The organism is Leptolyngbya sp. NK1-12 (assembly GCF_032598965.1).
In the GTDB taxonomy this organism is placed as follows: Bacteria; Cyanobacteriota; Cyanobacteriia; order Elainellales; family Elainellaceae; genus Elainella.
The window spans coordinates 3317058-3341544 of the sequence record NZ_CP053586.1 but is presented as its reverse complement, the minus strand read 5'-3'; the positions used below and the strand labels follow the sequence as shown (position 1 = coordinate 3341544).

The 24487-nt window shown below is 48.1% G+C and carries 20 protein-coding genes and 1 CRISPR repeat array (1 of these 21 running past the window's edge); of the genes, 17 read left to right on the top strand and 3 right to left on the bottom strand.

What is annotated here, in order from left to right; genetic code table 11:
* Window positions 1-37: 37 nt before the first annotated feature.
* Window positions 38-1219 (bottom strand): glycoside hydrolase family protein, encoded by a 1182-nt coding sequence (locus HJG54_RS14040; protein WP_316429359.1) that lies wholly within the window; start codon window positions 1217-1219, stop codon window positions 38-40.
* 495 nt (window positions 1220-1714) lie between these two features.
* On the opposite strand from HJG54_RS14040, the gene gmd reads away from it, so the two are divergent.
* The 3 genes from gmd to HJG54_RS14025 all read left to right on the top strand — a co-directional run bounded on the left by gmd (window position 1715) and on the right by HJG54_RS14025 (window position 4801).
* Window positions 1715-2794, top strand: coding sequence for a GDP-mannose 4,6-dehydratase (gmd, locus tag HJG54_RS14035; protein ID WP_036005631.1), 1080 nt, complete (start codon window positions 1715-1717; stop codon window positions 2792-2794).
* A 218-nt stretch (window positions 2795-3012) separates the two neighbouring features.
* Window positions 3013-3963, top strand: coding sequence for a GDP-L-fucose synthase family protein (locus tag HJG54_RS14030; RefSeq protein WP_316429357.1), 951 nt, complete (start codon window positions 3013-3015; stop codon window positions 3961-3963).
* A 250-nt stretch (window positions 3964-4213) separates the two neighbouring features.
* Window positions 4214-4801, top strand: coding sequence for a peptidoglycan-binding domain-containing protein (locus HJG54_RS14025; protein ID WP_316429355.1), 588 nt, complete (start codon window positions 4214-4216; stop codon window positions 4799-4801).
* 315 nt (window positions 4802-5116) lie between these two features.
* On the opposite strand, the gene HJG54_RS14020 is transcribed toward HJG54_RS14025, so the two are convergent.
* Window positions 5117-6256, bottom strand: coding sequence for a helix-turn-helix transcriptional regulator (locus HJG54_RS14020; RefSeq protein ID WP_316429354.1), 1140 nt, complete (start codon window positions 6254-6256; stop codon window positions 5117-5119).
* A gap of 175 nt (window positions 6257-6431) precedes the next feature.
* On the opposite strand from HJG54_RS14020, the gene cas10 reads away from it, so the two are divergent.
* The 11 genes from cas10 to HJG54_RS13970 all read left to right on the top strand — a co-directional run bounded on the left by cas10 (window position 6432) and on the right by HJG54_RS13970 (window position 16830).
* On the top strand, window positions 6432-9494 hold the full coding sequence (gene cas10, locus HJG54_RS14015) for a type III-B CRISPR-associated protein Cas10/Cmr2 (RefSeq protein ID WP_316429353.1): 3063 nt from the start codon (window positions 6432-6434) through the stop codon (window positions 9492-9494).
* Complete coding sequence (locus HJG54_RS14010; RefSeq protein ID WP_316429352.1) at window positions 9491-10687, top strand: type III-B CRISPR module-associated Cmr3 family protein; 1197 nt, start codon at window positions 9491-9493, stop codon at window positions 10685-10687. The genes cas10 and HJG54_RS14010 overlap by 4 nt, the downstream gene beginning before the upstream one ends.
* A 12-nt stretch (window positions 10688-10699) precedes the next feature.
* Window positions 10700-11578: a type III-B CRISPR module RAMP protein Cmr4 gene (gene cmr4 / locus HJG54_RS14005; RefSeq protein WP_316429351.1), complete on the top strand. Its 879-nt coding sequence runs from the start codon at window positions 10700-10702 to the stop codon at window positions 11576-11578.
* 5 nt (window positions 11579-11583) lie between these two features.
* Complete coding sequence (locus tag HJG54_RS14000) at window positions 11584-11970, top strand: hypothetical protein (RefSeq protein WP_316429350.1); 387 nt, start codon at window positions 11584-11586, stop codon at window positions 11968-11970.
* A complete protein-coding gene (locus HJG54_RS13995; protein WP_316429348.1) occupies window positions 11967-13673 on the top strand; it encodes an RAMP superfamily CRISPR-associated protein in 1707 nt (568 codons plus the stop codon). The genes HJG54_RS14000 and HJG54_RS13995 overlap by 4 nt, the downstream gene beginning before the upstream one ends.
* Before the next feature lie 209 nt (window positions 13674-13882).
* Window positions 13883-14044, top strand: coding sequence for a hypothetical protein (locus tag HJG54_RS35480; RefSeq protein WP_420717250.1), 162 nt, complete (start codon window positions 13883-13885; stop codon window positions 14042-14044).
* A gap of 32 nt (window positions 14045-14076) precedes the next feature.
* On the top strand, window positions 14077-14718 hold the full coding sequence (locus HJG54_RS13990; protein WP_316429346.1) for a Uma2 family endonuclease: 642 nt from the start codon (window positions 14077-14079) through the stop codon (window positions 14716-14718).
* 309 nt (window positions 14719-15027) lie between these two features.
* A complete protein-coding gene (locus HJG54_RS13985; protein WP_316429345.1) occupies window positions 15028-15366 on the top strand; it encodes a nucleotidyltransferase family protein in 339 nt (112 codons plus the stop codon).
* A 273-nt stretch (window positions 15367-15639) separates the two neighbouring features.
* Window positions 15640-15852 carry a hypothetical protein gene (locus HJG54_RS13980; RefSeq protein WP_316429344.1) on the top strand — a complete coding sequence of 71 codons (213 nt, stop codon included), beginning with the start codon at window positions 15640-15642 and terminating at the stop codon, window positions 15850-15852.
* A complete protein-coding gene (locus tag HJG54_RS13975) occupies window positions 15849-16103 on the top strand; it encodes a type II toxin-antitoxin system RelE family toxin (RefSeq protein WP_316429342.1) in 255 nt (84 codons plus the stop codon). Before HJG54_RS13980 ends, HJG54_RS13975 begins: the two co-directional genes overlap by 4 nt.
* 127 nt (window positions 16104-16230) lie before the next feature.
* A complete protein-coding gene (locus tag HJG54_RS13970) occupies window positions 16231-16830 on the top strand; it encodes a hypothetical protein (RefSeq protein ID WP_316429341.1) in 600 nt (199 codons plus the stop codon).
* Between the two features lie 404 nt (window positions 16831-17234).
* Here the strand turns inward: HJG54_RS13970 and HJG54_RS13965 are convergent, their stop codons facing one another.
* Window positions 17235-17552, bottom strand: coding sequence for a GIY-YIG nuclease family protein (locus HJG54_RS13965; protein ID WP_316429340.1), 318 nt, complete (start codon window positions 17550-17552; stop codon window positions 17235-17237).
* A 342-nt stretch (window positions 17553-17894) separates the two neighbouring features.
* On the opposite strand from HJG54_RS13965, the gene HJG54_RS13960 reads away from it, so the two are divergent.
* From HJG54_RS13960 to cas2, 3 genes are all read left to right on the top strand, one after another.
* Window positions 17895-19169: a hypothetical protein gene (locus HJG54_RS13960; RefSeq protein WP_316429339.1), complete on the top strand. Its 1275-nt coding sequence runs from the start codon at window positions 17895-17897 to the stop codon at window positions 19167-19169.
* Window positions 19170-19464: 295 nt separating this feature from the next.
* Entirely contained in the window at window positions 19465-20457 is a 993-nt protein-coding gene (cas1, locus tag HJG54_RS13955) for a CRISPR-associated endonuclease Cas1 (RefSeq protein ID WP_316429338.1), read from the top strand.
* An 18-nt stretch (window positions 20458-20475) separates the two neighbouring features.
* Entirely contained in the window at window positions 20476-20754 is a 279-nt protein-coding gene (cas2, locus tag HJG54_RS13950; protein ID WP_316429337.1) for a CRISPR-associated endonuclease Cas2, read from the top strand.
* Window positions 20755-20968: 214 nt separating this feature from the next.
* Window positions 20969-24487: a CRISPR direct-repeat array (repeat unit 36 nt; unit sequence GTCCCCACTCGCTGGGGAAAACAATTGAATGGAAAC); it runs 779 nt beyond the window's last position.

Below are 24487 nucleotides of genomic sequence, written 5' to 3'. Positions count from 1 at the left end.
TTAGATGGTAGGCGATTCCCTTACCAACTGCATTGGCTTAAACACGAGTGAGAAAGAGCGCTCGTTCCTCGTTGCGGCGGCGAACCAACCCTGGCAGAACCTGACCACCGCCGTAAACCCAACGAGAAAACTGATTGGCCGCGCCTTGATAGTCCCTCTGGTTCAGCAGCGAAAGCATGGTGGATTGGGCGAACGCCCCAGATCCTACATTAAAGGTAAAGGAGACCAGCGCCGAAAACTGATTTGAGTTGAGCGGCACCTTGACTAGATTGCGGACTGCTTTTTCAAAGCGCATCAAATCTTTTTTGAGCAATGCTTCCGCTTCGGCCTTGGTGATTACGTCTCCTGGCCCCACCTCTGGTCCTGTGTGCCCATAGCCAATCGTCCAAATGCCAACCGGATCTCGATAGGCTTTCAGCACTAATCCTTCAAATTTTTTCACCAATTCCAGTCCCTTTTGATTGATCCGGCCCAGTTCCGAGGAGCCACCGGGATTTGGAGTCGTGACATTATCGGCCCGGAAGGCAGCAGCCCAAGTCGCAGGGCCGACCATGCCATCCACCTGCAATCCCTTTTCGCGCTGAAACTGGCGGCAAATTTTGTCGCTCTGCGGCCCGTAGAAGCCATCCACCTGAATTGACCAGCCCCGTTCTTGCATCCGTTCTTGCCATTGTTTAGCGGCTGTATCGAACTTGAGGGGTGCGCCGGGCACATACTTCAGCACTCGACCTGGATAGGGCAAGCCTACGGCTCTTTGACGAGTAGCAGGACCCAAGGGGCCAGTCTTCTGACCATCTACTGCAACTAAGGCATTGCTCTGCTTCACACCAGTTAATGGATCCTTCTCAGCATCTTTGTCTGAAGCAGCACCACTGCGTCTTCTCGGTTTAGCCGCGTCTGTTTCCTCGGATGGAAGCAATGGATCACGGTCTGGGCTGAAAGAATCCGCAGAAAGTGGACTGGACCTTTGACCAACTGGCTTACGAGCATGAGGTTGGGCGACATCCAAAATGTCAGCGGCGTCGAGGCGGAGTGATTGGCTCGAGCGGTTGAGCGGAGAAGGCAGCTCAGCAAAGGGCGATTTCTCCAACGCATGGGATTGATTGGGTTGGGGTAAGCCGGTCCCTGGGTTGCCCAATAAACCACCCAGTAAGCCATAATGGGCCGTAGAGTCGGGGCCTGTGAGAATCAGAGTTGTGCTAGTTGGAAATTCGACCATCTTCAGAGACTCCTTGAAGCAGCATCAAGGAATACTTACGGTCCCGGAATGGTTAAACCGCAAGATTCACTTCCTGGCTGCAATTACGTTTTAAGAACCGTTGTAGAGTGCCCAGTCAATTGGGTTTGGTCTCAGGGTTGTACAAAACTTCAAATCAGAGCACGTTAACCAGGCAAGCCCTGTAGAAATAGAGGTGTAGGTCATTTCTTGGTTATACTGCTGACTGATTGAAAGAAGGCGATAACGTCAAAATATGATGAAAGAGCGTAATGTTTACGGTCTTTAGATGATTGTTTCAGTAATATTACCCAATACCCGATCCATGATTCGGGAGTTGTGCGGCTTGAATTTTAGGGAACTCTACAAAGTAAAGTTCTGCTAATTCAATCTATGCAGAGATATACCTAGATGATAGAGGTAGACCTATTCCTTTATGATCTGCTCTTTAAATCTAGGTAAGTTTTTTCACCCATGTGATTTACGGGATATACAAGCATGACATCATCGAAACGCGCACTGATTACCGGGATTACCGGTCAAGACGGTTCCTACCTGAGCGAACTGCTGCTGGAAAAGGGCTACGAAGTGCATGGCATTATCCGCCGAACTTCAACCTTCAATACGGATCGGATCGACCATATCTATGAAGATCCGCATGAAGAACAGGCTCGTCTATTCTTACACTACGGTGATTTAACGGATGGAACCACCCTGCGGCGAATTTTAGAAGAAGTACAGCCAACCGAGATCTACAACTTGGGTGCCCAGTCCCACGTGCGGGTCAGCTTCGATTCGCCAGAATATACCGTAGATTCCGTCGGCATGGGAACGCTGCGGCTGCTAGAAGCAATTCGGGATTACCAGCAACGAACCGGCAACGAAGTGCGTTTCTATCAGGCGGGTTCGTCGGAAATGTTTGGTAAAGTGCAAGAAGTACCTCAGAAAGAAACCACGCCCTTTTATCCCCGCAGTCCCTATGCTTGTGCCAAGGTCTACGCCCACTGGCAAACCGTGAACTACCGCGAATCCTATGGACTGTTCGCCTGCAATGGTATTTTGTTTAACCATGAGTCTCCCCGGCGGGGCGAAACCTTCGTGACTCGTAAAATTACCCGTGCCGTTGCTCGCATCGTTGCTGGCAAACAGAAAAAACTGTTCATGGGTAACCTCGACTCGAAGCGCGACTGGGGCTACGCCAAAGATTATGTCCGCGCTATGTGGCTGATGCTGCAACAAGAGCAGCCAGATGACTATGTGGTTGCCACGGGTGAAACCTACTCAGTGCGCGAATTTCTGGATATTGCCTTTGGCTATGTCAACCTCAACTGGCAGGATTATGTCGAGTTTGATGAGCGCTATTTGCGTCCGGCAGAAGTAGATCTGCTCATCGGTGATCCGACCAAGGCGAAGCAAAAGCTAGGCTGGGAACCTTCGGTTACATTCGAGCAACTGGTGCAACTCATGGTAGAAGCCGACCTGAAGGCATTGGGATTGGTCCCGTTGAATGGCCATGTTTTGCAGCCCGTCTCGGATCAGGCGACCGTGCGTCAAGTGGTTGGCAGCAGCATGAGTTAGGCTAGACCAACTCCGATTGGGGAGAGCAGGGGACAATAGTTGGCTTACAATCAGCTTGACGTGAACATCCATATCTCGATGTAACAGTGCTTGAACACGCTCAGTCTTCTGCTTCTCATCCATCCTTCTGGTCTGCTTAGCCCTGTGTCGCTGGTTTTGAGCCTCTAGTTTCGAGCGTTTAGTTTCGAGCATTATTATTACCTTCATCTCTCTCAGTCATGACTTCAACTCCCTTAGATCTGACCAATCAGCGCATTCTGGTAACGGGTGGAGCCGGATTCTTGGGTCGGCAGGTGGTCGATCAACTCTGTAAGGCTGGAGCCGATCGCCAGAAAATCTCTACGCCCCGCTCCCGTGAGTTGGACTTGCGCCAAATGGCAGCTTGTCAGCGGGCGGTCGATCAGCAGGATATAGTGATCCATCTAGCCGCGCATGTGGGTGGAATTGGTCTGAATCGCGAAAAGCCCGCCGAGTTGTTCTATGACAACCTGATGATGGGTACCCAGTTGATTCACGCTGCCTATACAGCCGGGGTGAAAAAGTTTGTCTGTGTAGGCACGATCTGCGCCTATCCCAAATTCACACCCGTACCGTTCAAAGAAGAGGACCTCTGGAATGGCTATCCAGAAGAGACAAACGCTCCCTACGGCATTGCCAAAAAAGCGTTGCTAGTCCAGCTTCAAGCCTATCGGCAGCAATATGGCTTTGATGGCATCTACCTGCTGCCCGTGAATCTATACGGCCCTGAAGACAACTTTGATCCGCGCAGTTCGCACGTAATTCCCGCCCTGATTCGCAAAGTCCACGAAGCCCAGCAGCGTGGCGACAAACAGATTCCAGTCTGGGGAGATGGCAGCCCTACCCGCGAGTTTCTCTATTCTACGGATGCAGCCAGAGGCATTGTTATGGGTACCCGCCTGTACTCTGAATCAGAGCCGATCAACCTGGGGACGGGTTACGAAATCTCGATCAAGGATTTAATTACGCTCATCTGTGAACTAATGGGCTATGAGGGGGAAATCGTTTGGGAAACCGACAAACCGAACGGCCAACCTCGCCGCTGTCTGGACACGCAACGCGCCAAAGAAAAATTTGGATTCATCGCAGAGATGGAATTCAAACAAGGACTGAAAAACACAATCGACTGGTATCGACAGCACGCGATGTAAAACCATCAGCAATTTAATTAGTAAACCTTTGGCGAGGGGAGAGGAGATCGTTTCCGCTCCCTTTTTTTCATGCTTATAACCTTGAAACTCACCTTGAAACAACTGAGACAACTGGGACAACTGAGATAGCTGAGATAGCTGAGATAGCTGAGGCAACTGAGAAAAAGGTGATAACAATACTGAGAAAACCACTCTTTGAGCTTTAGACATACTAGAACTAAAGCTTATGAAACATATGAGGTTATTCTCCATGCAATCTACTTCAACCGTCTCTCGTTCTTTAGCAGTCCTCCGTTCTGGTAGTACAGGTAACGATGTTCGCTTACTTCAGCAGCGCTTGAATATCATCCGCACCATTCCTGGGCTAACCGGTTTAGCCGCATTAACCGTAGATGGAAACTTTGGTCCTCGAACCGCAGCAGGCGTGCGACGATTTCAAACTCTATTTAATCTCACGGTCGATGGAATTGTCGGCCCTCAAACCTGGTCCGTTCTATTTCGGGAATCGCTGCCAGGTGCGTTCTCAGAAACCGCAAACTTTAGACCCTTTCGAGTTGAGTTTGCCCCCAGTGCCACTTCCGGTATTGTTGCAACTAGTTCAGTGCGAGGCGATTTTGAAGTTTATGTCGTCAATGCCAAAGCTGGACAAATTGTTCGGCTCAATATCACATCTCCAGAAGACAACGCTGTTATAGATTCAATCGTTACTGCTAATAATCAGGAAGTAATTCCAGGAATCGATGACATCTTGAGATTTCCGCTGACCGGTGATCATCTGATCGTAGTGGGTAAAACGCGCGGAAACGCCACTTATCAACTTGAAATTTTGATCCGCTAGTTTTGCTTCTATTCACGGCTGCATTTGGCAGCGCATGATTTTAGAGGATGCCGTCACGCTGCTCATCAAGTCTATTGGCCAGATCTACTTCTGTCTGTTTCAGTAGCATTTAGTGGCGGCTCTTCTTTGGTGATATAGCCTTTTTCAAGCTAGTGAAGTACGAAAAATGGGGTGCAGGGGCCGTGCCCCCACACCCCCACACCCCCTATACCTCACATGAGTGAAAAACGCTGTAAGACGACCTTGAACTACCTGAAGGAATTGATGCAGCATCGCATTGATATCCTCTAAAGTTAGTCGCAGATCTTGAGGATTTCAAACCGAATTTTGGTAGCGCTCTAGCAAGCGTTTCGCTCCCTGCTGCTGTTGTTCTAGAAGTGCCGTAGGAGCAAGCACACGGACATTGCCCATATACCGATTCAACCAGAGGCCAAATTCAGGTAACGATCGAGGCGGCAAGCTGATTTTATAGTCCACATACAGCGGCAAGCCGGTGTCTGCATCGAGTTTTCCTACCCGCAGCTTTTGTTTAGGATGCCGTCGTTCTGCTTCTAAGATCAGCGGAATTGTCTCGTCATAAAATCGCACTCTAATTTGTTCAAATTCTTGTAACCCTTGCCGTTCTCGCTTTTGCTCTTTAGGTGTTCCTAAAAACAATCCCCATCCTGTTTTTAGCAACTGATGAACTGCTTGTAGACTCTCTTGTTGAGCTGCGATACCACGCCCCACTTGAGCCAATGGGCGCGCATAATTGGCAAGCCGATCCATCCGGTAGGTCATGAGATGCCCCGTCGTCATCTCCTCGCAAAGCAGATACCAAGCCACATCATGGTACAAAAGCTGCAGCGGATAAATTGATTCGTATAGCCCACGTTTGTGGGCATAAACTTCTAAAGGTAAGCCCTGTAAAATGGCTACTTCGACCTGTTCGAGCTGGTGAAATAGCGTATTGCGAAATGCTTGCTTGCGCATCATCTCGTCCGGGTCGGTGTAGGTGGTTGGGCGGTTGAACTGCAGCCGTACCGGATAAAACGCCGCTTCTGATTCAAATTTTTGTCCTTGCAACCGTTCACCAATCGCTTGGTAAGCCTGTCGCGCTTGCGCATCCCCCTGATATTTCGCCTGAGAGGCCAACGCATTCAGCGCCAACCGCAGCTCATTTGATGTCATTACCCCAGTTCCCACATAGTAGCCGTGCCGGTAAATCTGCCGGTCTAGAATGCCATAGCGCCGCAACACGCCTAGGTCTTTTTGTAAGGTCGGTTCGGCGTACCAGGGCAGTGAAATCTTTAATTCAGCCGCAATGGTCTGCATCTGCTGCTGCACAGCGGCGATGCGCTCGGTCTTATCTCCGGCACCAACCCCCGGCTGCTTGACTAGGGCCGCCATCAATAAAAGCAACCGCTCAAAACTGGCACGGTCGGAGTAGGAGTGGAGATCGGGCGGTTTTGCCATAGTTAAGAGGGAGGGGCAAAATCATGATATTGATTTGTTGTCTATTAGTGTGGCCAAAGTACTAAAAAATAAACAATTTACACACTAGAAATACATTTTTATAGATATTGTGATATTCGAGCATTTGATCGGAAACTCTGGCTATAGTTGCATAAACAGTTGATGAGGACGGCTTGTGTTGACCAAATTCTGGCAAGCAAAAATCTGGGGGCTACTGCATGATCCGCCGCTCAAGCCATTGATTGCAGACAAGAGTGGAACAGGACCATGGGCAGACTTACATGTCATGGCAGGATGGCAGGCTCCTAGTAAAAATGATCGCCTCCTGCAAGCAGACTATATCGCTGCTGCAAGTGATCGTGCTGCTTTTGGAGCACTTCCAAAATGGGCAGAGGTAGATTACAGCGATGAATTATGTCATTTGTTATCAGGTGCAAATATACCTTTTCATTTGCCTGAAGATAGCCCTTTGAGGCAGGGGCGTGACAGAATTGAGGCGGAGCACCTAAGAATTGGAAAATCTGACTGGAATGCCTATACAAATGATGAAAAAAATCTGATTAAACAATTAGCCAAAGAAGAAAGAGAAGCTGCTGAGGAGTTTATTCGCAACATAATCCCTCAAGAAATTAAACGGTCCAGCGATCCTAAAGAAGTCTTCTGGTGGATGTGGCGTTGTTTACCAGAAGCGCTGAGTCGTCATCCTGAGATCAGCGATCCACGACTACTTCTGATTCCTGCAGAGACTCGAATTCCTGATTGCTCGATTTGGAGCCATAGCAGTGTGGCGGCTGCTTTGGCTGGAAGTTTAATGGGATACGATGGATCTGACAACTCGCGTCCTTACATTGCAACATTTACATTCACGCCCGTTCAGGAAGTTGTGAAAGCTAGTCGTAAGATGCAAGATTTTTGGGCCGGCTCCTGGATTTTGCACTATCTTTCTGCCTGCATCTGTTGGGCATGGGCGAATGAATATGGACCCGACGCTATTGTGTATCCCAGTCTCTACGATCAGCCTTTGATTGATCACTGGTTGTTAAATCAAAAATTCCCACTATCGACTCATCCTTATTGGCACAAGGATCTGATTAGAGAGCCAATGCTTCGCAGACTTTTAACAGCAGGGTTCCCAAATGTTTTAGTTATTGTCTTACCTGAGAGTAAAGTGCAGTCTGCGATGGACTTGGCAAGACGGCTATTAACTGGCGAATCTCAAGAAATTGAAAGTCCTTGGATGAAGCTAGCCGATCAGGTCAAGCTTGATGTGTTTGGGAATGAGCCAATTGCATCGTCTGTTTGGGAAGAGTGGCTAAAGGCTCAGTGGCAAATTTACTGGACGGCTTTACCTCTAGGAGATCTAAGTGTACCTTTAGCCAAGCCAGCCGCAGCAAGTTTTGAAACGTGGCGCAGAAAACAAAATAGTCTAGCAGGTCTATCGAATAAAGATTCTCTATTTGAGGAAGCTGAAGCTTTTTTCTTCCAGGAATCACCACGAGCAAAAACTAAGATAGGCGAACTCCACCTCATCAACGTTGGTTCTTGGTGGGCACCCATCTTTGACCAAACACGCAATAGCCTCAGTGCTATCAAGAATGCTCGTGTGTGGTCTTTACCAACGGCATTTGGCTCTCGATCAACGATTTCAGGGATTGGATCAGTTGTGCGCCGAGAGGCGAAGAATGACTGGGTATATTCTGATGAGACTGATGGTTTGAGTCCTATCAACTATTTTTGGCAAAAACAAAGAGGGTTGTTTGATGGTAGAGAGCAACTCAATGCAACAGAAGTTGTTAAGCGTGGTCTTAAGAAAGTTCTACCTAAATTCCTATCATTGCCATCTAGCTCAATTCCAACCTATCCAGATCTAACGAGTGGGGTAGCCGGTTGGTTGAGGCAGAACCAAGACGAAATACCGAATTATCAGAAAATTTGTGAAGCTGTCTTAGCTGAATTTCCTTGGGCATCTGAAGTGGCAGTAGAACCTTGGGGAATACCTTGGGTTGATGACGACGAAGAACGACGCGATACTTGGCGACATCCGAGACTTTTGAATGCTGGCTGGTTGATTGACGACTATATGCCAATCCCCTCTGACACTACACGCCCTCTGACTCAAAGAGAGAAACAAAAACAGACCAAAGAAGAGACTTCCAAACTGCGTTCTTTTCTTGATAAGTATTTTTCCAATAGAAATCCTACTGATTGGTACGTGCTGGCGTGCGGTGACGGTGATGATATGGGGGAGTGGCTGCAAGGCACAAAAATGGAACCTTATCAAAGGTATGTTCCTTCTTGTTTCCCAAAGCAACAACCGCCAGAGGAAGAAGGACAAGCCTTCGACAACTTCTTAAAACAGCGTAAGCGCATGGGACCTGCAACCCACGCCGCCCTCTCTCGTGCCTTGCTTGACTTCTCCAATCAACTCGTGCCCTACCTGACTGAGCAACGCCACGCGGGACGGCTAATCTACAGTGGTGGGGATGATGTACTGGCTTACACTAACCTGTGGGAGTGGGATGGATGGCTGTGGGACATCCGCCAGTGTTTTAAGGGAAATCAAGATCCCCACGATGAGTTTGATAATACGGGGGATTATTGGCAGTGGAAGAGTAGAGAGCTACCTGAGAATATCTCACCTCGCCCGCTATTTACCATGGGAAAGAAAGCCTCTATTAGCTTCGGCATTGTGATTGCTCATCATTCGGTGCCATTGGCAATAGCTCTGGAAAACCTGTGGGCAGCCGAAGAAGAAGCAAAAGGACATGTACTTTGGCAAAACGGTGAAAAGTACTCAAAGGACGCAGTGCAAGTTCGAGTGTTATATAGTAATGGCAATATTCTGAAGGCAACCAGTAAGTTCGATGTATTTAATCAGTGGAAAGAATTGCTGAATTCTAAGCAAAATCATTCACAGCTTGATTTTGACCCTGCCTTATTTGAGCAAGTAGCTGAGCTTTGGAGTCAGCATTCCGTTCCACTCTTAGAAAATTCACCTGACCCATTTGCCGCGATTACCCCCTGGACAAAAGCATTCTGTGAACGTCGGGATCTATTTAAGTGTGAAAACGGTGACGGCTCTCAACAAGAGTTTCAACAAGCATTAGCTAATTATCTCAAAGCACTGTGTTTGACCACTCCAAATCACGATTGCGATCGCCAAATCCAATGCTGGTTCAAACTCACTGCTTTTGTCTTGCGTAATCGGGACATCAAAACTGGAGGTGTTCAATCATGACTTTATCGCCTCAATTCTTCTGGTACACCATCACACCCTTGGACGTATTGATGCTTCGGGATGCTAAACCCTTTACACCAGGAGAACGAGCTTGGGCAGGCAGCACGTTTCCTCCCAATGGGCATGCAATTGCTGGAGCCATCCGGGGGTTACTAGGCACCGAAGAAAAACTCCAGATCCGAGGTCCCTTTTTCTGTCATGATTATCAAACGCTCTATTTTCCTTGTCCCCTTGGTTTCGTAAATAAGATACCTCTTATTCCTCTCAATTGGGCAAATAATCATCCTTTAAATGGTCAACTGAAGTGGGACAGAACCAGACCCTGTCCATTAGTTAAGCCATTTGGTCCTCAGTCCGAACATGATGACTCAGATACCCTCTGCTCTGATAGGGCCGAAGTCAAGTGTCGCCAATATCTGCCTTGGCAAATTGTAAAGGATTATTTGGACAAAGGTACGATTGCCGAAGAGGTTTGGCAATTGCAGTATCAAGGAGAAGACCAACCCTGGACAGTCGAATCTCGCTCCCACAATAGCATTGAGCCAGGGAGTCGGCAAGTAAAGGATGCCGATGGCTATTTTGTGGAGAATGCCATTCGCCTGTATAAACACTGGAGCTTGGCGATTGGGTTAGATAATCAAACTCATCAAGCGATTCAACAACAAGCTGCGGGGCGTGCTTTGGTGGTGCGTTTAGGCGGTGAAGGGCATCGGGCAGTATTGGAACGATGTAAAACCTTAGATGAGCAATGGCAGGAGCTTCAATGCTCATCAGGAGCGAATTTTGATCGAGGAGGGCGAGTGCTCGCCTATCTTGTTACGCCTGGTGTTTTTGAGCGCCAGACGCAGAGCAGAGCAATTTGTCAGGCATGGCCCTGGGAATGGAAGTTGGCTGATACAAGCAACCCAACTCAAACCCAGGGGCCATTAGTCAGTGTTGCAACGGCTAAAGCTGTACCAATAAGCTGCCGCATTCGGGATGAGAAGGATAAAACTAAAAGTATTCCTGCTCCCCAGGTGTTTGCAGCTCCACCCGGAACGGTTTACTACCTGAACTCTCCACCCAAAATCCGAGGAAATTATCCCTTGTTTCAGGATGACCCACCACTAAGCAAGAATGGAAAACCGCATAGAGCAAGAATCTGGCGACAGCTTGGTTACTCGGAACTACTTTGGATTTCTTATCAACCCTAGAGAGGATCAATTATGGCTGATTTTCGAGTTGGCTACCTTTACAGTCTTGCTCCGATTCACTGCGGCGGTGAGGGTGATTTGGGCAACATTCTAGAGATTGCCCGCGAGGTCCATACCAATTTCCCTTATATCCCTGGTTCTTCCTTGAGAGGTGGTTTACGAGAAGAGGTACAACAGAGCATTAGCAAAGAATCAGCCGACCGTCTGTTTGGTAAAGAGCTTGAAGATGGCAACCAGATGGGTGTCCATCAGGTTTGGTTTAGTGATGCTCGTCTGCTGTGGGTACCAATGCGAACGATGTCCTTACAAGGAAACGATGTTTTTCTCTGGGTTAGTTGCCCATCTCTGCTGCGTGATCATGCTCTGCTTGCTAAACGGTCTTTTGAAGTGTTTCCTGATTATGCAGTTGGTGATCGTGCCGGAACATATACTGTAGCAGACGCAGAAATTCAAGTTACTGCTTTCAGTAATACTCAGAAGCAAATGATTGAATTGGCTGGAAAATGGGCAGACTCGCTAGCAACAGCGGTAAAACCCACTTGGTCTACATGCCGAATTGTTTTACCAGATAGTGATTTTCAAGTTCTGATGGAGCACTCGCTGTGGACACAGGTGCGAAACAAAATTGATGAAGATGTAGGTGCAGCGCAGATTTTCTGGACTGATATTTGCATTCCCAGAGATACCATCCTTTACTATGCCTGGGGCTATAGTCTTCACAAACAACATCCCATCACTAGCCAAGATCATGAAGGTCTGACAACTATTTTGAGTGGGTTGCTTCAGGTAGGAGGGCAAGCCAATATTGGTCGAGGTTGGGTACAAAGCTGGATTGCTGATCAATCTAGTCCTGTTTCTAATGAACGTACATCTGTTGATATGGAGAACTAAACAATATGGTGCAACCAGAACAAGTAAGTTTGATGGCTCATCAACATATTCAAGTCTATCTAGATGGTAAAGAAGCGTTGTCTGACAATGATGTAACAGCCGTATTGCGACTCTCACAGCACTTGCGAGTGTTTGGGTTGTTATCTGCGGTTGGATATGTGAATCAGGCGAACGCCCAAGGTGGAGAAGTTCGTGGACGCACAGTTCCGGTCTGGGAATCTCTGTTAGGTCAACTGATCAATGAGCAAAATCCTCCTGCAAGAGCAGATCTAATGCGGCGGGTCGTTGAAATGGCTCGTAACCAGCCCAGTCAATATATGCAGACTTGGCGCAAGTCTTTAGTGCTGGCAAATCATTGGAATTTCTGGGCGAGGGCATACTCGGAGGCATGATGTATCCATACAGTGGAGTAAAATTAATCACGCTATTAGAACAACAACACCAAGCGCGAGCACAAACAGGATTGTTCAAAAAAGGAACCTTTGTGTTGCAATGGCGAGCGAAAGTCGGCTCTTTCCCTCATGCTGATGTGGAAACGTTAGTTTCAGCAGGGGAGCCTTGCGGAAGTTGGCGACCTAAGCAAGGACGACCAGAAGATAAGCGCAATGTAGGAGATAACTGGGAACAGTTTCCAGAGTTGCCGCTTTATGGCTATATTCCAGGAGCCTCAATCCGCGGCATTGTCAGAGCTTGGGCAAATCAACGACCTGACGTTAAGCTTGAGATGATCCGATTGCTAGGCAACCAAGAAGGTGACGCAATTAGGGCAGGTAAGATTGAATTTCTGGACGCCTTTCCGGAAAAACCAACTAAACTAAGACTCGATATTGTCAATCCGCAAGAACAGTTTCAGGTTTACCATCAAGGACAAGGAACACCTCTTTCTCTTTACACTTTAGGAGATGGTCAGAGCAAGATTCCAATTACCGTTGCTATTCGCGGCATTCCAGGTAAAGCAACTGAAACAGACGTTGAGCAAGTTTGGCAATGGGTTCAACAAGCCTTGATTGCACATGGAGTGGGAAGCCGCACTGCGTCAGGCTACGGTATTCTGAAGCCATCCTATAAACCTCAAGTTGCACCGGAACTTCGCAAACCAGCCCCAGGTTTCGCGACCAAACAGCTAGAGTTTATCCTTCATAGTCAGGGCAATGCTGGACCTAACCCAAAAAAAATGGAACTACGCCCGTCTCATTGGCGAGGATGGCTACGCTCATGGCTGCTACGATTCTTTTTAGGTGTAATGACACCAGAAGATGCGAGGCTAACAGTTGGTGAGTTGATGGGAACTTTGCAAGCTCCTGATGATGGTGGGAGTCGTAAAGGACTTCTTCAACTCAAAATGACGGCGGGGGATATCTGGGGAGAACGGTCTGAAAATAGCCCTTATTTTTATACTTGGAAGGGGAAAATTTCTATTGCGGCTCCTACTGACATTTTGAATCAGGTGATTCTGCCGGTAATCAAATTTGCAGCAACGGTAGGGGGAGTTGGACGCGGTTGGCGACGACCGTTGCATATTTTTGTAATGAAAAATAATGGCAAACCAGCAGCCAGAGGTGGTTATCTCCGCTTGTTTTATCAGGTAAAGCTGAAGGATAAGCCACAGCTCGTGACAAAAACATTCGGAGTAGCACTGAACTCGAATGATTGGCAGCAGCTTTACGAACAATGGCAGGTTGCTGTTCAAACTCATTGGGCTAATCGATTTGCACCTGGGCAAGTAGGCTTAAGAGCAGAAGTTTTTTCTCCAACTTCCTGTGCTGTGTATCTTGTGCCTCAACCTCATGAGGAACCGATCGATACACAGAATTTAGAGTGGATTACAACGACACCTACAGCTACCCGTGGCGAGGGCATGAATCTCATTTATAAATCAACGTATAAAGGAAAAGTTGATGTGGGAGGGAAGGCAGCAGGTGGTAGCAATGCTCATTGCTCTTGGGTTAGTATTAAACGACACAAAATACCTAAACAACAGGAATGTCAAGAAACTGTCTGTTTGTTTATGGGTGAACGTAACACACTACGAGAACAGTTTTTACAAGAGCTTGCCAATATTCCTGGCTCTATTCGTCTATTTGGGGTTTATTAGACTGATGGTATTATAACCATCCCAATTTCGTATACTGAAAGCAGCCTTTGCCATTAAACAATACCCATGCTAGCCGTTCAGCCCCGTGATTCCAGCATTTCCACCACGCTAGCTGCCTGCAAGCGGCTGCTTAGAGAACATGACACTGAATTTTATTTGGCTCAGCAGCGCGGCAGCCTCTGAGAGTTAATAGCGATTTGGATCTGCTAGTGATTCTTTATGGCTTTGTTGCAGGATTAAAAGAGACGGTTTGGGCGTTGTGGAGGCTTGTGATAAACCTACAATCCTTCAGTTGTCGGGTTTGCCAGCTCAGACTCTCGAGGAAAAGCCCTCGCCAGAGCAAAGCGAATCAGGCAACTGGGTTACTCTGAATTATTATGGATGCCTCATGGGAGGGTGCTTTATGACTTCGACCCCAACCGCAATCACCGAACGATTGACACTTTACGACATCAGTTGGGAGGGGTATGAAACCCTGCTGAATGTGCTGGGCAATCGCCCTGTTCGCACAACCTACAGCCAAGGGGTAGTGGAACTGATGATTTTGTCTTATCAACATGAACGCTACAAGAAACTATTGGCTCGGTTTGTCGAAACCTTGACTGAAGAGTTAGATATTCCAATCGCGGGGGGTGGCTCGACCACGTTCAAGCGTCAAGATTTAGAACGGGGATTAGAACCGGACGAATGTTTTTACATTGAGCATGAACCCGATGTGCGAGGGAAACAGGCGATCGATCTGGCGCAAGATCCTCCTCCCGACTTGGCAATCGAAATTGACATGACCAGCAGTTCTCTCAACCGCATGGCCATTTACGCCGCTCTGGGCATTCCTGAAGTCTGGCGGTTTGATGGTACGACGCTGGAATTTTTCGAACGGCAAGGCGATCATTACGAACGGCTGACCCACAGCGCCACGTTCCCCACAATTCAGCCTTCTGACTTCACCCGATTTATCACCCTGGCAGAAACTACGAACGATACCACGGTAATCCGCCAGTTCCGCAGTTGGGTGCGTCAACGAATGGGTAGCCCTTTTTCGTAATGGAGAAATCGCAAGAGCAGGGCAAGTAACGAAAAAAGGGTTCTTCCAAGTGGAGTTTACACTAGAGGGGCAGCTCATACACGGAAGGCAGCGCTTTGGAGATCTGAATCAACCCTATAAAATTTAGAAAAGTACTAAGTTGTCACAGTTTTTGGATCAACACAAGATCCACGCAAACGTTTTGTAAATGAATTGCGAAAGCGTACTAGACAGAGCAATTTTGCCCAAATTTGGCCGCTGTAGAAATCGTAACTAGCCATATTGATTTCGTACACTAGAGAAACATAGCCTTCTCAACAGAACTTGCCCATGCCAGCCATTCAGTCTCGCGATTCCAATATTTCTACAACCTTAGCTGCCTGCAAATGGTTGCTTCGAGAATATTATGGCAATCGTCTGCAATTGTTGGTTCTGTTTGGCTCAGCCGCACGACAAGATCTCAGTCCCAATAGCGATCTCGATCTGCTGGTCGTACTCAATCCACCAATCGATTATTTCAGCGAATTGCGAACCATTGTGGATCTGCTGTATCCGATTCAGCTCGAAGCTAGCCATTGGATTTCGGCGAAACCTGCGCTCTATTCTGAGTTTGAGGCAGGAGCAACTCAGCTTTATCGCAATATTCAGCAAGAGGGCAAAGTGCTGTGAGTCACGATGATGAGATTGCGGCTATAGCGTGCGGTGCCGAACAAGCTATTGAAACGTCAGAGCAATTTTTGAGACAAGTTCGTCAACTCTTGAATCTTAGATAAAGAAAGGCGTAAATGTGCTATGAAAACCTTCCACTCGGTTGTTTACAGGCGCGGGGTTTTCAGTCGAACGTTGATTCTCTGAGGCGGGCATTTGATCTCTGTGCGAAGCGTTGAAAATAGGGAAAATAGAACTGGATAGCCGGATTAAAGGCAAGTTAGGAGCAAAACCATGAGTGGACTAAAAGAGCGATATTTAACCGATGAGCATGGTACAAAGGTTGCTGTCATCTTGAGCCTTGAAGAATATGAGCGTCTGCTGGAAGCATGGGAGGAATTGGAGGCAATCCAGGCATATGATGCAGCAAAAGCGTTAGAAGATGAAGTAGTAGCTTTGGAAGCGGCAATTGCTGAAATTGAGCAATCCCGACAAAGTGCACCATGAGCTATCAAGTCTCACTGCTGCGTCGTGCCCAAAAGGAATTAGCAGGCATCTCTGAACCCGCCTATATCAAAGTTCGAGATGCGGTGCGGGCACTGGCAGAAGATCCTAGACCATCAGGTTGTCAGAAACTGAAAGGACGAGAGGGATGGCGGATTCGAGTAGGAGACTACCGCGTCATCTATGAGATTGATGATGAGCAGCAGATGATTCTAGTGGTTCACATTGGTCATCGTCGAGATATTTATCGTTAAGGGGGCTGTGAGCCTAAACTGAAAAACATCGAATGACTCAGGATTTCGACCGCGCTTTTTCCAGCCTTGCTGCGGTGAAGAACAAAGTTTCATACTAAAAGTAGCTTTGACCTTGGTTCTACCTGCTATGCCGATTCTAGAAACCGATCGAGTGTATCTGTTCAGTCAGTTTGCCGAATTTAGCCAGCCCCCGAATGAAATTTTGGCTGAGCTAGGGTATCAGTACTCGATTCAGCCTCTGGCGCTTCCCACAGCTCCAGTAACGGATGTGGCAGATTTGCGGCAAACTCTGGAGCGGCGAATCCAGTTAACGCCTTTAACGAGTGAGCAGGCACGGCGAGAGGCTTTGGTATCGCCAATCTTGTTTTGGGTGGTGGAGCAGCTCAATCTGCGGCTGAATATTGAGTATCCGGTTTCGGGACAGCGCGGGAAGGGAACGCTCGATTATTTGATTCGCGGTGAGGCAACGCTGCTCGTGGTAGAAGCCAAGCAGGATGATTTGACTAGAGGGTTTACGCAATTGGCGGCTGAAATGATTGAGATGGGAGATTGCTATGGTGCGGTGACAACAGGGAATATTTGGCAGTTTGCGCAGTTGCAGCAGACTTCGATTGTGCAGGATTTGAACCTGTATCGTGTTCCGGCGGATATCGCTGATTTGATGGCGATTTTGTTAGGAATTTTGAGCCAACCTTTGGACGCTAAGGAGCCGCTTGAGCAGGGTTAGAAATTGACAACCTTAGAGATTAATCATAGGCAGCGGATGGTTCTCGTTATTCATATTGGTGCATCGTCGAGATATCTCTTACAAATGAACACAATGGAAGAAGGGAATTTTCAACGGTCTCAATTTTATTGCTAAAGAAGATTTGCCTAAAGAGTTTGAGTCCTTAGAGACTGTTTGTAAATGAATTTTAAGAGGCTAGAATCGACTTCACATCTGATCCTCCCTAACCCTCCTTAAATAAGGAGGGAACCGAGTTAAATCTCTGAAGTCCCCCTTTTTAAGGGGGATTTAGGGGGATCTCAATCTTTGTTTACAAACAAGCTCTTAGAAGAAGCGAGTTTGGTGACGAAAGTCCATCAGGAATGCAGTTGAAAGCAGTAGAGAGTTTGTTGGCAAGAAGTCTCTTAGCTTTTCTGATATCTTTGAATATTCCTGTAGTGACTTTCGTTTTGACATTCAGCTAATCGATGGAGTTGGTTCGTGTCTCCTGCAATCAGAGCTAGTTTCTTCTTGCGGCTCCAGCCCTGGATCTGCTTTTCGCGGTAGAAAGCCAGGTCGATGCGATCGAATGTCTCATAGTAAACAAGTTTAACTGGCAATCGTTTAGCGGTGTGCTTTGCTCCCAGTCCTTGCTGGTGTTGCCAAAGCCTTCGTTTTAGGTTCCAGGTACTGCCAGTGTAAAAGCTGCCGTCGGCACATTCGAGGATGTAGGTGTAGGGCATGGTGGTGTTTTGCTTCGACTTCGCTCAGCAAACAGAGGGTGTATGGGTTTGCTGGGTTAATGGGAAGGTGGGAATTGACTTGGCAAACAGAGTGTGTGGATTTATTGGGTCAGCGAGGGTAGTAGCATTGGTTATCTTGTAGTGAGTGTTCCCGGCATAACGGGCTATTCCACCAAGTCAACCCTGGCTAAGCAAAGCCCCACCTGAACCAGAGCTGGCTAAACAAAGCCCCACCTGAACCAGAGCTAACTAAACAAAGCCCCACCTGAACCAGAGCTGGCTTCGGCTTCGCTCAGCCAGCTCTCATTATGTCCAATTGCTGTTCTTCTACTTTTGTTTCCTATGGCAACGATTCTCCTCTCGTTTGTGGGTAGCCAAGACCCCTATTCCAATACCACTCAGCAGCCGGGTTCAATTGTCAGTTTGGTGGCTCATTTGCAGGCGCACCATCAGCCGCTGAAGCGCGCTTTGCTGCTGTATACGGCGGGAACGCAATCGAATGCGATGGACACTAGGGATTGGCTGCTGTCTGAGTCAACATTGACAGAAGAGGCGATTGAGTTGATTGCAGTCGATGAGGCGCTTTCTCAGGATCCGGTCGATTCGCGATTGGCGGTGCAGGAGGCGCGTCGTGCGTTGGAGCGGGCGAAACAGCAGCAAACTTCAGAGGATTGGTTGGCGTTTAATACTTCATCAGGCACACCAGCGATGAAAACAGCCTGGAGTATTTTGCAGGCGGCTGGGTATGCGCCAAATAGTCAGGTGTGGCAGGTGAGGAATCCCAATGAGATCCGGGCTGGGCAAGAGCGGGTGTTTCCGTCGAATCTGGATTTTTTGAAGCGGGAATTTGATCTGAAAGTGGCAAAGCAGCAGGTTCAGGATTACAACTATAGCGGCGCATTGATGACTCTGGGATCTAGCCAGTTATTGACTGACGAAATCGCCGCCTTGCTGCACTATGGCTATTACCGCAGTTCTCGCGACTTTGATCGAGCGGATGCGAGCTTGGGGTCGGTGAGAGGGCAGATTGATAGCCGCTGGACTCAGGAGATGGCGCGGCTGCGGCAAAAGGATGTGAAAGCGCGGCTGCAAGAGGCGTATTTTAACGCTCAAATTCGGTTGAAGAACCAGAAGTATGCTGATTTTTTGATTGATGTCTTTGGGTTGCAGGAGTGCTTACTGAAGCATCTGGTTGAGCGCTATATGGGGCTGCCAGTGCCGGATCGAGCACAGACGCCTCAGTTTTGGGAGCGGATCAAACAAGTGGATCAGGGCAAGCTCTATCGACATTTGCAGAACTACAGATTGCCCAAAGGAGGATCGCTGAGACTAGACGAATCCGTCAGCCGCTATGGGATGATTGCCATTTTAGAGTATGTACCGCAGCTTACTTCGGTGATGCCGTTGATCAATTATTTGAATGACTATTGTGATTTACGCAATCGGGCGGTGCATGAGTTTGCTGGGGTTTCTGAGATTCAAGATCAGGAGAAGCTGCTGTCTACGCTCAAAACCTTGATGAAGCGGGTCACGAGTTTGCCTGAAACCAATCCATTCGATGATTTGAATTGGCAGATTTGCCAGCTGTTGGATCAAGCGTTGAATGTTGCAACATGAACGTTGGCAGAGGATGAGTTAACGTTTGAGGCGCAAGTCCAGCTGAATGAGATAGCAGCACAGGAGGTAGTGGGCGGGCACTGAAGCAACGTTAACGACAACCTGTGGCAGGGAATGATAGGAGCATCCAGGGTGCAGCGTGAAAGATTGGTATGCCTTTTTCTCTGAGGTGACCCTGTGATGAATAGTTGGATACAAATGGCTCAGGTCCAGGATCTGGCAGGCAAACGGGCGATTGGGCCTGTGGGGGTGAATAGTCTTTTAGAAATCTCAATCAAGCAGCGCTAGGGAGGCAATGATGCGAACGCTGTATGTCTCTCAGCAGGGCTGCTATGTTTCGGTGCGGCAGGAGTCGCTGCGGGTGAAGCGGGGTGGGGCGGTGCTGGAGGAAGTGCCGTTGCCATTGCTGGAGCAAGTGTTGATTTTTGGTCAGGCACAGGTGACAACGCCCGCAATTCGGGCCTGTTTGTGGCGGGAGATTCCGATTGGGTATTTGTCGCGGTTGGGTTGGTGCTATGGGCGGGTGTTGCCGATTGGTCGGGGCTATCGCCAGTTGGGACGCTATCAGCAGGAGTTGGCGTTTGGGGAGCGGATGGGGGTGGCGCGGGCAATTGTGCAGGCGAAGCTGAAGAATAGTCGGGTGATGTTGCAACGGCAGCAGCGGCAGCGGGGCACGGAGCGGATTCTGGCGGCGATTGGGCAGTTGGAGCTGTTGATGGCCCAGGTGCAGCGGACAGATTCGTTAGAGGCGTTGATGGGGCTGGAGGGTAGTGGAGCGGCAGTTTATTTTGGGGCGTTGGGGGATTGTTTGGTCGGGGCAGGGTTTGCGTTTGGGGCGCGCTCCCGCCGTCCGCCTGCGGATCCGGTGAATGCGCTGCTGAGCTTTGGCTATCAGGTGTTGTGGAACCATCTGCTGAGCTTGATTGAGCTGCAGGGGTTGGATCCCTATTGTGCTTGTTTGCATCAGGGCAGTGAGCGGCATGCGGCGTTGGCATCAGACTTAATTGAAGAGTTTCGGGCACCGATTGTGGATTCGCTGATGCTGTATTTGGTGAATCGAGGTGTGGTGCGGATTGAGGAGGATTTTGAGTACCGCAATCAGGGTTGTTTTTTGAATGAGTCGGGACGGAAAAAGTATCTGCGGGCGTTTGTGCAGCGGATGGAGGAACCGTTGCAGACGGAGGACGGCACCCAACCCCGCTGGGATTTGCTGACGCAGCAGGTGAAGGCGTTTAAGCGATTTGTCTATGCGCCGAGTTCGGGCTATCAGCCGTATCTAATTCGTTGAAGCAAATTTGCTAAAACCATGTTACTTTATATTGTCACCTATGATATTCCTTGTCATCGCCGTCGCAGGCGTGTATCGAATCTACTAGAGGGCTATGGGCGACGGGTGCAGTATAGTGTGTTTGAATGTGTGCTGCCGTCTCGAAAGTATGATGAGTTGCGTTCTCGTCTGCGTGCTCGGATTAATATAAAGGAAGATAGCGTGCGGTTTTATCCGCTGTCTGGGCATACGCTGGGGCAGGTGGAGGTGTGGGGCGAACCGCCGCTGACGCCAGTACCAGGGTCAGTTATTGTTTAGGAGTTTGGCGAGGTATGGATTTCGTCGGAAACTGCTGCGAGGGATGGCGGAAATCGCTGAAGCTAAGGTTTTGGGTGGAATCGCTCGATGGTTGTTGGGGTAGGGGTTACAGGCTGTTCTGAGGGCTGAAGCGGATGGTAAACTGGAAATGGTTGATGGATCCTTCGCAAATGGCCGCTGGACAAAGCGCTGATTCTGGGTTTGAATGAGGGGAGTCCCCACTCGCTGGGGAAAACAATTGAATGGAAACGACATGTCCCATTGGGGGGTAGGAACAGACCCATACACGTCCCCACTCGCTGGGGAAAACAATTGAATGGAAACCCCAACAAGAGGATGGTTACTATGAAGCTGAGTAAGAGTCCCCACTCGCTGGGGAAAACAATTGAATGGAAACGGCGGCTGCCGATATTTCTAGAGCCACAATTGAGGGGGTCCCCACTCGCTGGGGAAAACAATTGAATGGAAACAAATCAGCCTGGGTCTGATACCAGTCAATGGCGCAGGGAGTCCCCACTCGCTGGGGAAAACAATTGAATGGAAACCTTTTCCTCAGTCGAGCACGGGGCTGCCGTCCGGTAATCTTGGGGTCCCCACTCGCTGGGGAAAACAATTGAATGGAAACTGCTTCCATTGTTTTATGTGTGTTGTGAATTGTAAATGTCCCCACTCGCTGGGGAAAACAATTGAATGGAAACTGCTGCCAATATAAGCCGCATAGGTAACTTTGAGGTTGTCCCCACTCGCTGGGGAAAACAATTGAATGGAAACCCTAAATTAATCTCTTGACGTTGCCCCTTATTCCAGTCCCCACTCGCTGGGGAAAACAATTGAATGGAAACAGTTTCTGCTGCAACGATTTGAGATGCGCCGTAAATTGGTCCCCACTCGCTGGGGAAAACAATTGAATGGAAACAATACCGTACCGTGGGAGAGTGGTATGGAACTGGTGGGTCCCCACTCGCTGGGGAAAACAATTGAATGGAAACATTAATGCCTACTCGCATATCAAGCGCACGCTGGGTAGTCCCCACTCGCTGGGGAAAACAATTGAATGGAAACGCTATCCAGCAAAACATGTCAATCAAAAGTTTTTAGGTCCCCACTCGCTGGGGAAAACAATTGAATGGAAACAACTGCCCGCCATTGCTCAAGGTCGGTCAATTCTAGGTCCCCACTCGCTGGGGAAAACAATTGAATGGAAACATCGTTTGGTCTGGGGATTAGGCGTCGCCTCGATCGCGTCCCCACTCGCTGGGGAAAACAATTGAATGGAAACGACAGCGGTAGGTCTAGTAGTTTCTGTTTCTGTTCTTTGTCCCCACTCGCTGGGGAAAACAATTGAATGGAAACCTTTTAGATTAACTTGTAACGCACTTCCGGAAGCGTTGTCCCCACTCGCTGGGGAAAACAATTGAATGGAAACGCTTGCGTTAACGTCAAGTTTGCTACGTCCAGATTAAGTCCCCACTCGCTGGGGAAAACAATTGAATGGAAACGCGTGAATACCTAACTAACTCGTTCACCAAAGTTGGTGAACGTAAAGTCCCCACTCGCTGGGGAAAACAATTGAATGGAAACCGTCCTTGTCCCACGAACAGTCCAGCAATAACTATATCGTCCCCACTCGCTGGGGAAAACAATTGAATGGAAACTTTACCTGGCTAATTCGATTCCAAACGCAATACTAGTTCGTCCCCACTCGCTGGGGAAAACAATTGAATGGAAACCCTAAGTAGTTTGTGGTTAAAAGGTTTTGTAACTGATTGTCCCCACTCGCTGGGGAAAACAATTGAATGGAAACACAAGAAATTTTTAAGTTCTTGCATTTTAGTTACCTTAACGTCCCCACTCGCTGGGGAAAACAATTGAATGGAAACCTAAACTAAAACACAGAAAGATAGCTTCCTTTATGTTGTCCCCACTCGCTGGGGAAAACAATTGAATGGAAACTTTTAATGAAGACTCGACAAGCACCGAACTTGTCAAGTCCCCACTCGCTGGGGAAAACAATTGAATGGAAACTGCCTGATGTCAGGTTAGCGTTAGTGAATGTATGACGTGTCCCCACTCGCTGGGGAAAACAATTGAATGGAAACTTGTAGCTATTGTCTGGATGGGTGTAAACTACCCATGTCCCCACTCGCTGGGGAAAACAATTGAATGGAAACTTAAATCTAGTTATGAGATAGCTATTGAATCGATTAAGTCCCCACTCGCTGGGGAAAACAATTGAATGGAAACTTTGCAGCTTATGTGTTGTTAATGGATTCAAGCTATATGTCCCCACTCGCTGGGGAAAACAATTGAATGGAAACATTACAGTGTCAAAAGGTTGTAAGACTACTTGGATGGGTCCCCACTCGCTGGGGAAAACAATTGAATGGAAACTTGGTTGGCAGCAAGCCAGCTAAAGCAACAAAGAAAGGTCCCCACTCGCTGGGGAAAACAATTGAATGGAAACTTTGGTTTTGGTAGCTGAACGCGAAGATAATGACATAGGTCCCCACTCGCTGGGGAAAACAATTGAATGGAAACTGCCCGTTAAAAAGCCTGAATAGTACGTCAAATCAAGGGTCCCCACTCGCTGGGGAAAACAATTGAATGGAAACGCATCAAGGACCTGGTGCTGAAGGTTGTAATTACAGGATCCCCACTCGCTGGGGAAAACAATTGAATGGAAACAATCTCTGGCGACTCCCATTCTTCGAATTCAATCATGTCCCCACTCGCTGGGGAAAACAATTGAATGGAAACGCAAATTTAGCACAGTACTCACCGCATTCAGAATTAAGTCCCCACTCGCTGGGGAAAACAATTGAATGGAAACCCTAAGGACACAGTAGCTTCTAAATCTACGGATATTGTCCCCACTCGCTGGGGAAAACAATTGAATGGAAACACTTTTTTTGACATTTCCAGTTTTTTCTTTGAAAATAGGTCCCCACTCGCTGGGGAAAACAATTGAATGGAAACTTGAGTGGATCCACTGGTTTTGATGGGTTAATACGTTCTGTCCCCACTCGCTGGGGAAAACAATTGAATGGAAACTCATTTGGCCCCATAAAAATTACTCCTTTCTAAACTAGGTCCCCACTCGCTGGGGAAAACAATTGAATGGAAACGTCTCAGAGTCAGTTTGATCTGGTTCACCGTATATGGGTCCCCACTCGCTGGGGAAAACAATTGAATGGAAACATAATCGCTGCCTGATGTTAGAAATCTCGGCACTACGTCCCCACTCGCTGGGGAAAACAATTGAATGGAAACATTAATTTAAATATCTAAAGATATTTAGGGATAGTACAGTCCCCACTCGCTGGGGAAAACAATTGAATGGAAACGATTTCTCCAGTGGTTGTTTCTTGTTCTTGCTCATTAGGTCCCCACTCGCTGGGGAAAACAATTGAATGGAAACATCAAGTTATAGAACTTTGGTTTCTCTACCAGGTACCGTCCCCACTCGCTGGGGAAAACAATTGAATGGAAACCCTTGCCTGTGATAGCCCAGCTATCCTGCCATTGAGTCCCCACTCGCTGGGGAAAACAATTGAATGGAAACGTGCCGGTGAGTACCAACACTGTTTGGATATCCCCAAGTCCCCACTCGCTGGGGAAAACAATTGAATGGAAACGTTTTAACAGGGGATAGTTCTAGTACTGTGTTTAGTAGGGTCCCCACTCGCTGGGGAAAACAATTGAATGGAAACTTGGTGATGTTGTTTCTGAGAAT

Bases quoted from the DNA above. Each gene is read 5' to 3' on its own strand.
- HJG54_RS14025 (WP_316429355.1), top strand. From the start codon at position 4,214: ATGCAATCTACTTCAACCGTCTCTCGTTCTTTAGCAGTCCTCCGTTCT.
- cas1 (WP_316429338.1), top strand. From the start codon at position 19,465: ATGATGCGAACGCTGTATGTCTCTCAGCAGGGCTGCTATGTTTCGGTG.
- HJG54_RS13990 (WP_316429346.1), top strand. From the start codon at position 14,077: ATGACTTCGACCCCAACCGCAATCACCGAACGATTGACACTTTACGAC.
- HJG54_RS13960 (WP_316429339.1), top strand. From the start codon at position 17,895: ATGGCAACGATTCTCCTCTCGTTTGTGGGTAGCCAAGACCCCTATTCC.
- HJG54_RS14010 (WP_316429352.1), top strand. From the start codon at position 9,491: ATGACTTTATCGCCTCAATTCTTCTGGTACACCATCACACCCTTGGAC.
- HJG54_RS13970 (WP_316429341.1), top strand. From the start codon at position 16,231: ATGCCGATTCTAGAAACCGATCGAGTGTATCTGTTCAGTCAGTTTGCC.
- gmd (WP_036005631.1), top strand. From the start codon at position 1,715: ATGACATCATCGAAACGCGCACTGATTACCGGGATTACCGGTCAAGAC.
- cmr4 (WP_316429351.1), top strand. From the start codon at position 10,700: ATGGCTGATTTTCGAGTTGGCTACCTTTACAGTCTTGCTCCGATTCAC.
- HJG54_RS13995 (WP_316429348.1), top strand. From the start codon at position 11,967: ATGATGTATCCATACAGTGGAGTAAAATTAATCACGCTATTAGAACAA.
- HJG54_RS13965 (WP_316429340.1), bottom strand. From the start codon at position 17,552: ATGCCCTACACCTACATCCTCGAATGTGCCGACGGCAGCTTTTACACT.
- cas2 (WP_316429337.1), top strand. From the start codon at position 20,476: ATGTTACTTTATATTGTCACCTATGATATTCCTTGTCATCGCCGTCGC.
- HJG54_RS14040 (WP_316429359.1), bottom strand. From the start codon at position 1,219: ATGGTCGAATTTCCAACTAGCACAACTCTGATTCTCACAGGCCCCGAC.
- HJG54_RS13980 (WP_316429344.1), top strand. From the start codon at position 15,640: ATGAGTGGACTAAAAGAGCGATATTTAACCGATGAGCATGGTACAAAG.
- HJG54_RS14020 (WP_316429354.1), bottom strand. From the start codon at position 6,256: ATGGCAAAACCGCCCGATCTCCACTCCTACTCCGACCGTGCCAGTTTT.
- HJG54_RS14000 (WP_316429350.1), top strand. From the start codon at position 11,584: ATGGTGCAACCAGAACAAGTAAGTTTGATGGCTCATCAACATATTCAA.
- HJG54_RS13975 (WP_316429342.1), top strand. From the start codon at position 15,849: ATGAGCTATCAAGTCTCACTGCTGCGTCGTGCCCAAAAGGAATTAGCA.
- HJG54_RS14030 (WP_316429357.1), top strand. From the start codon at position 3,013: ATGACTTCAACTCCCTTAGATCTGACCAATCAGCGCATTCTGGTAACG.
- HJG54_RS13985 (WP_316429345.1), top strand. From the start codon at position 15,028: ATGCCAGCCATTCAGTCTCGCGATTCCAATATTTCTACAACCTTAGCT.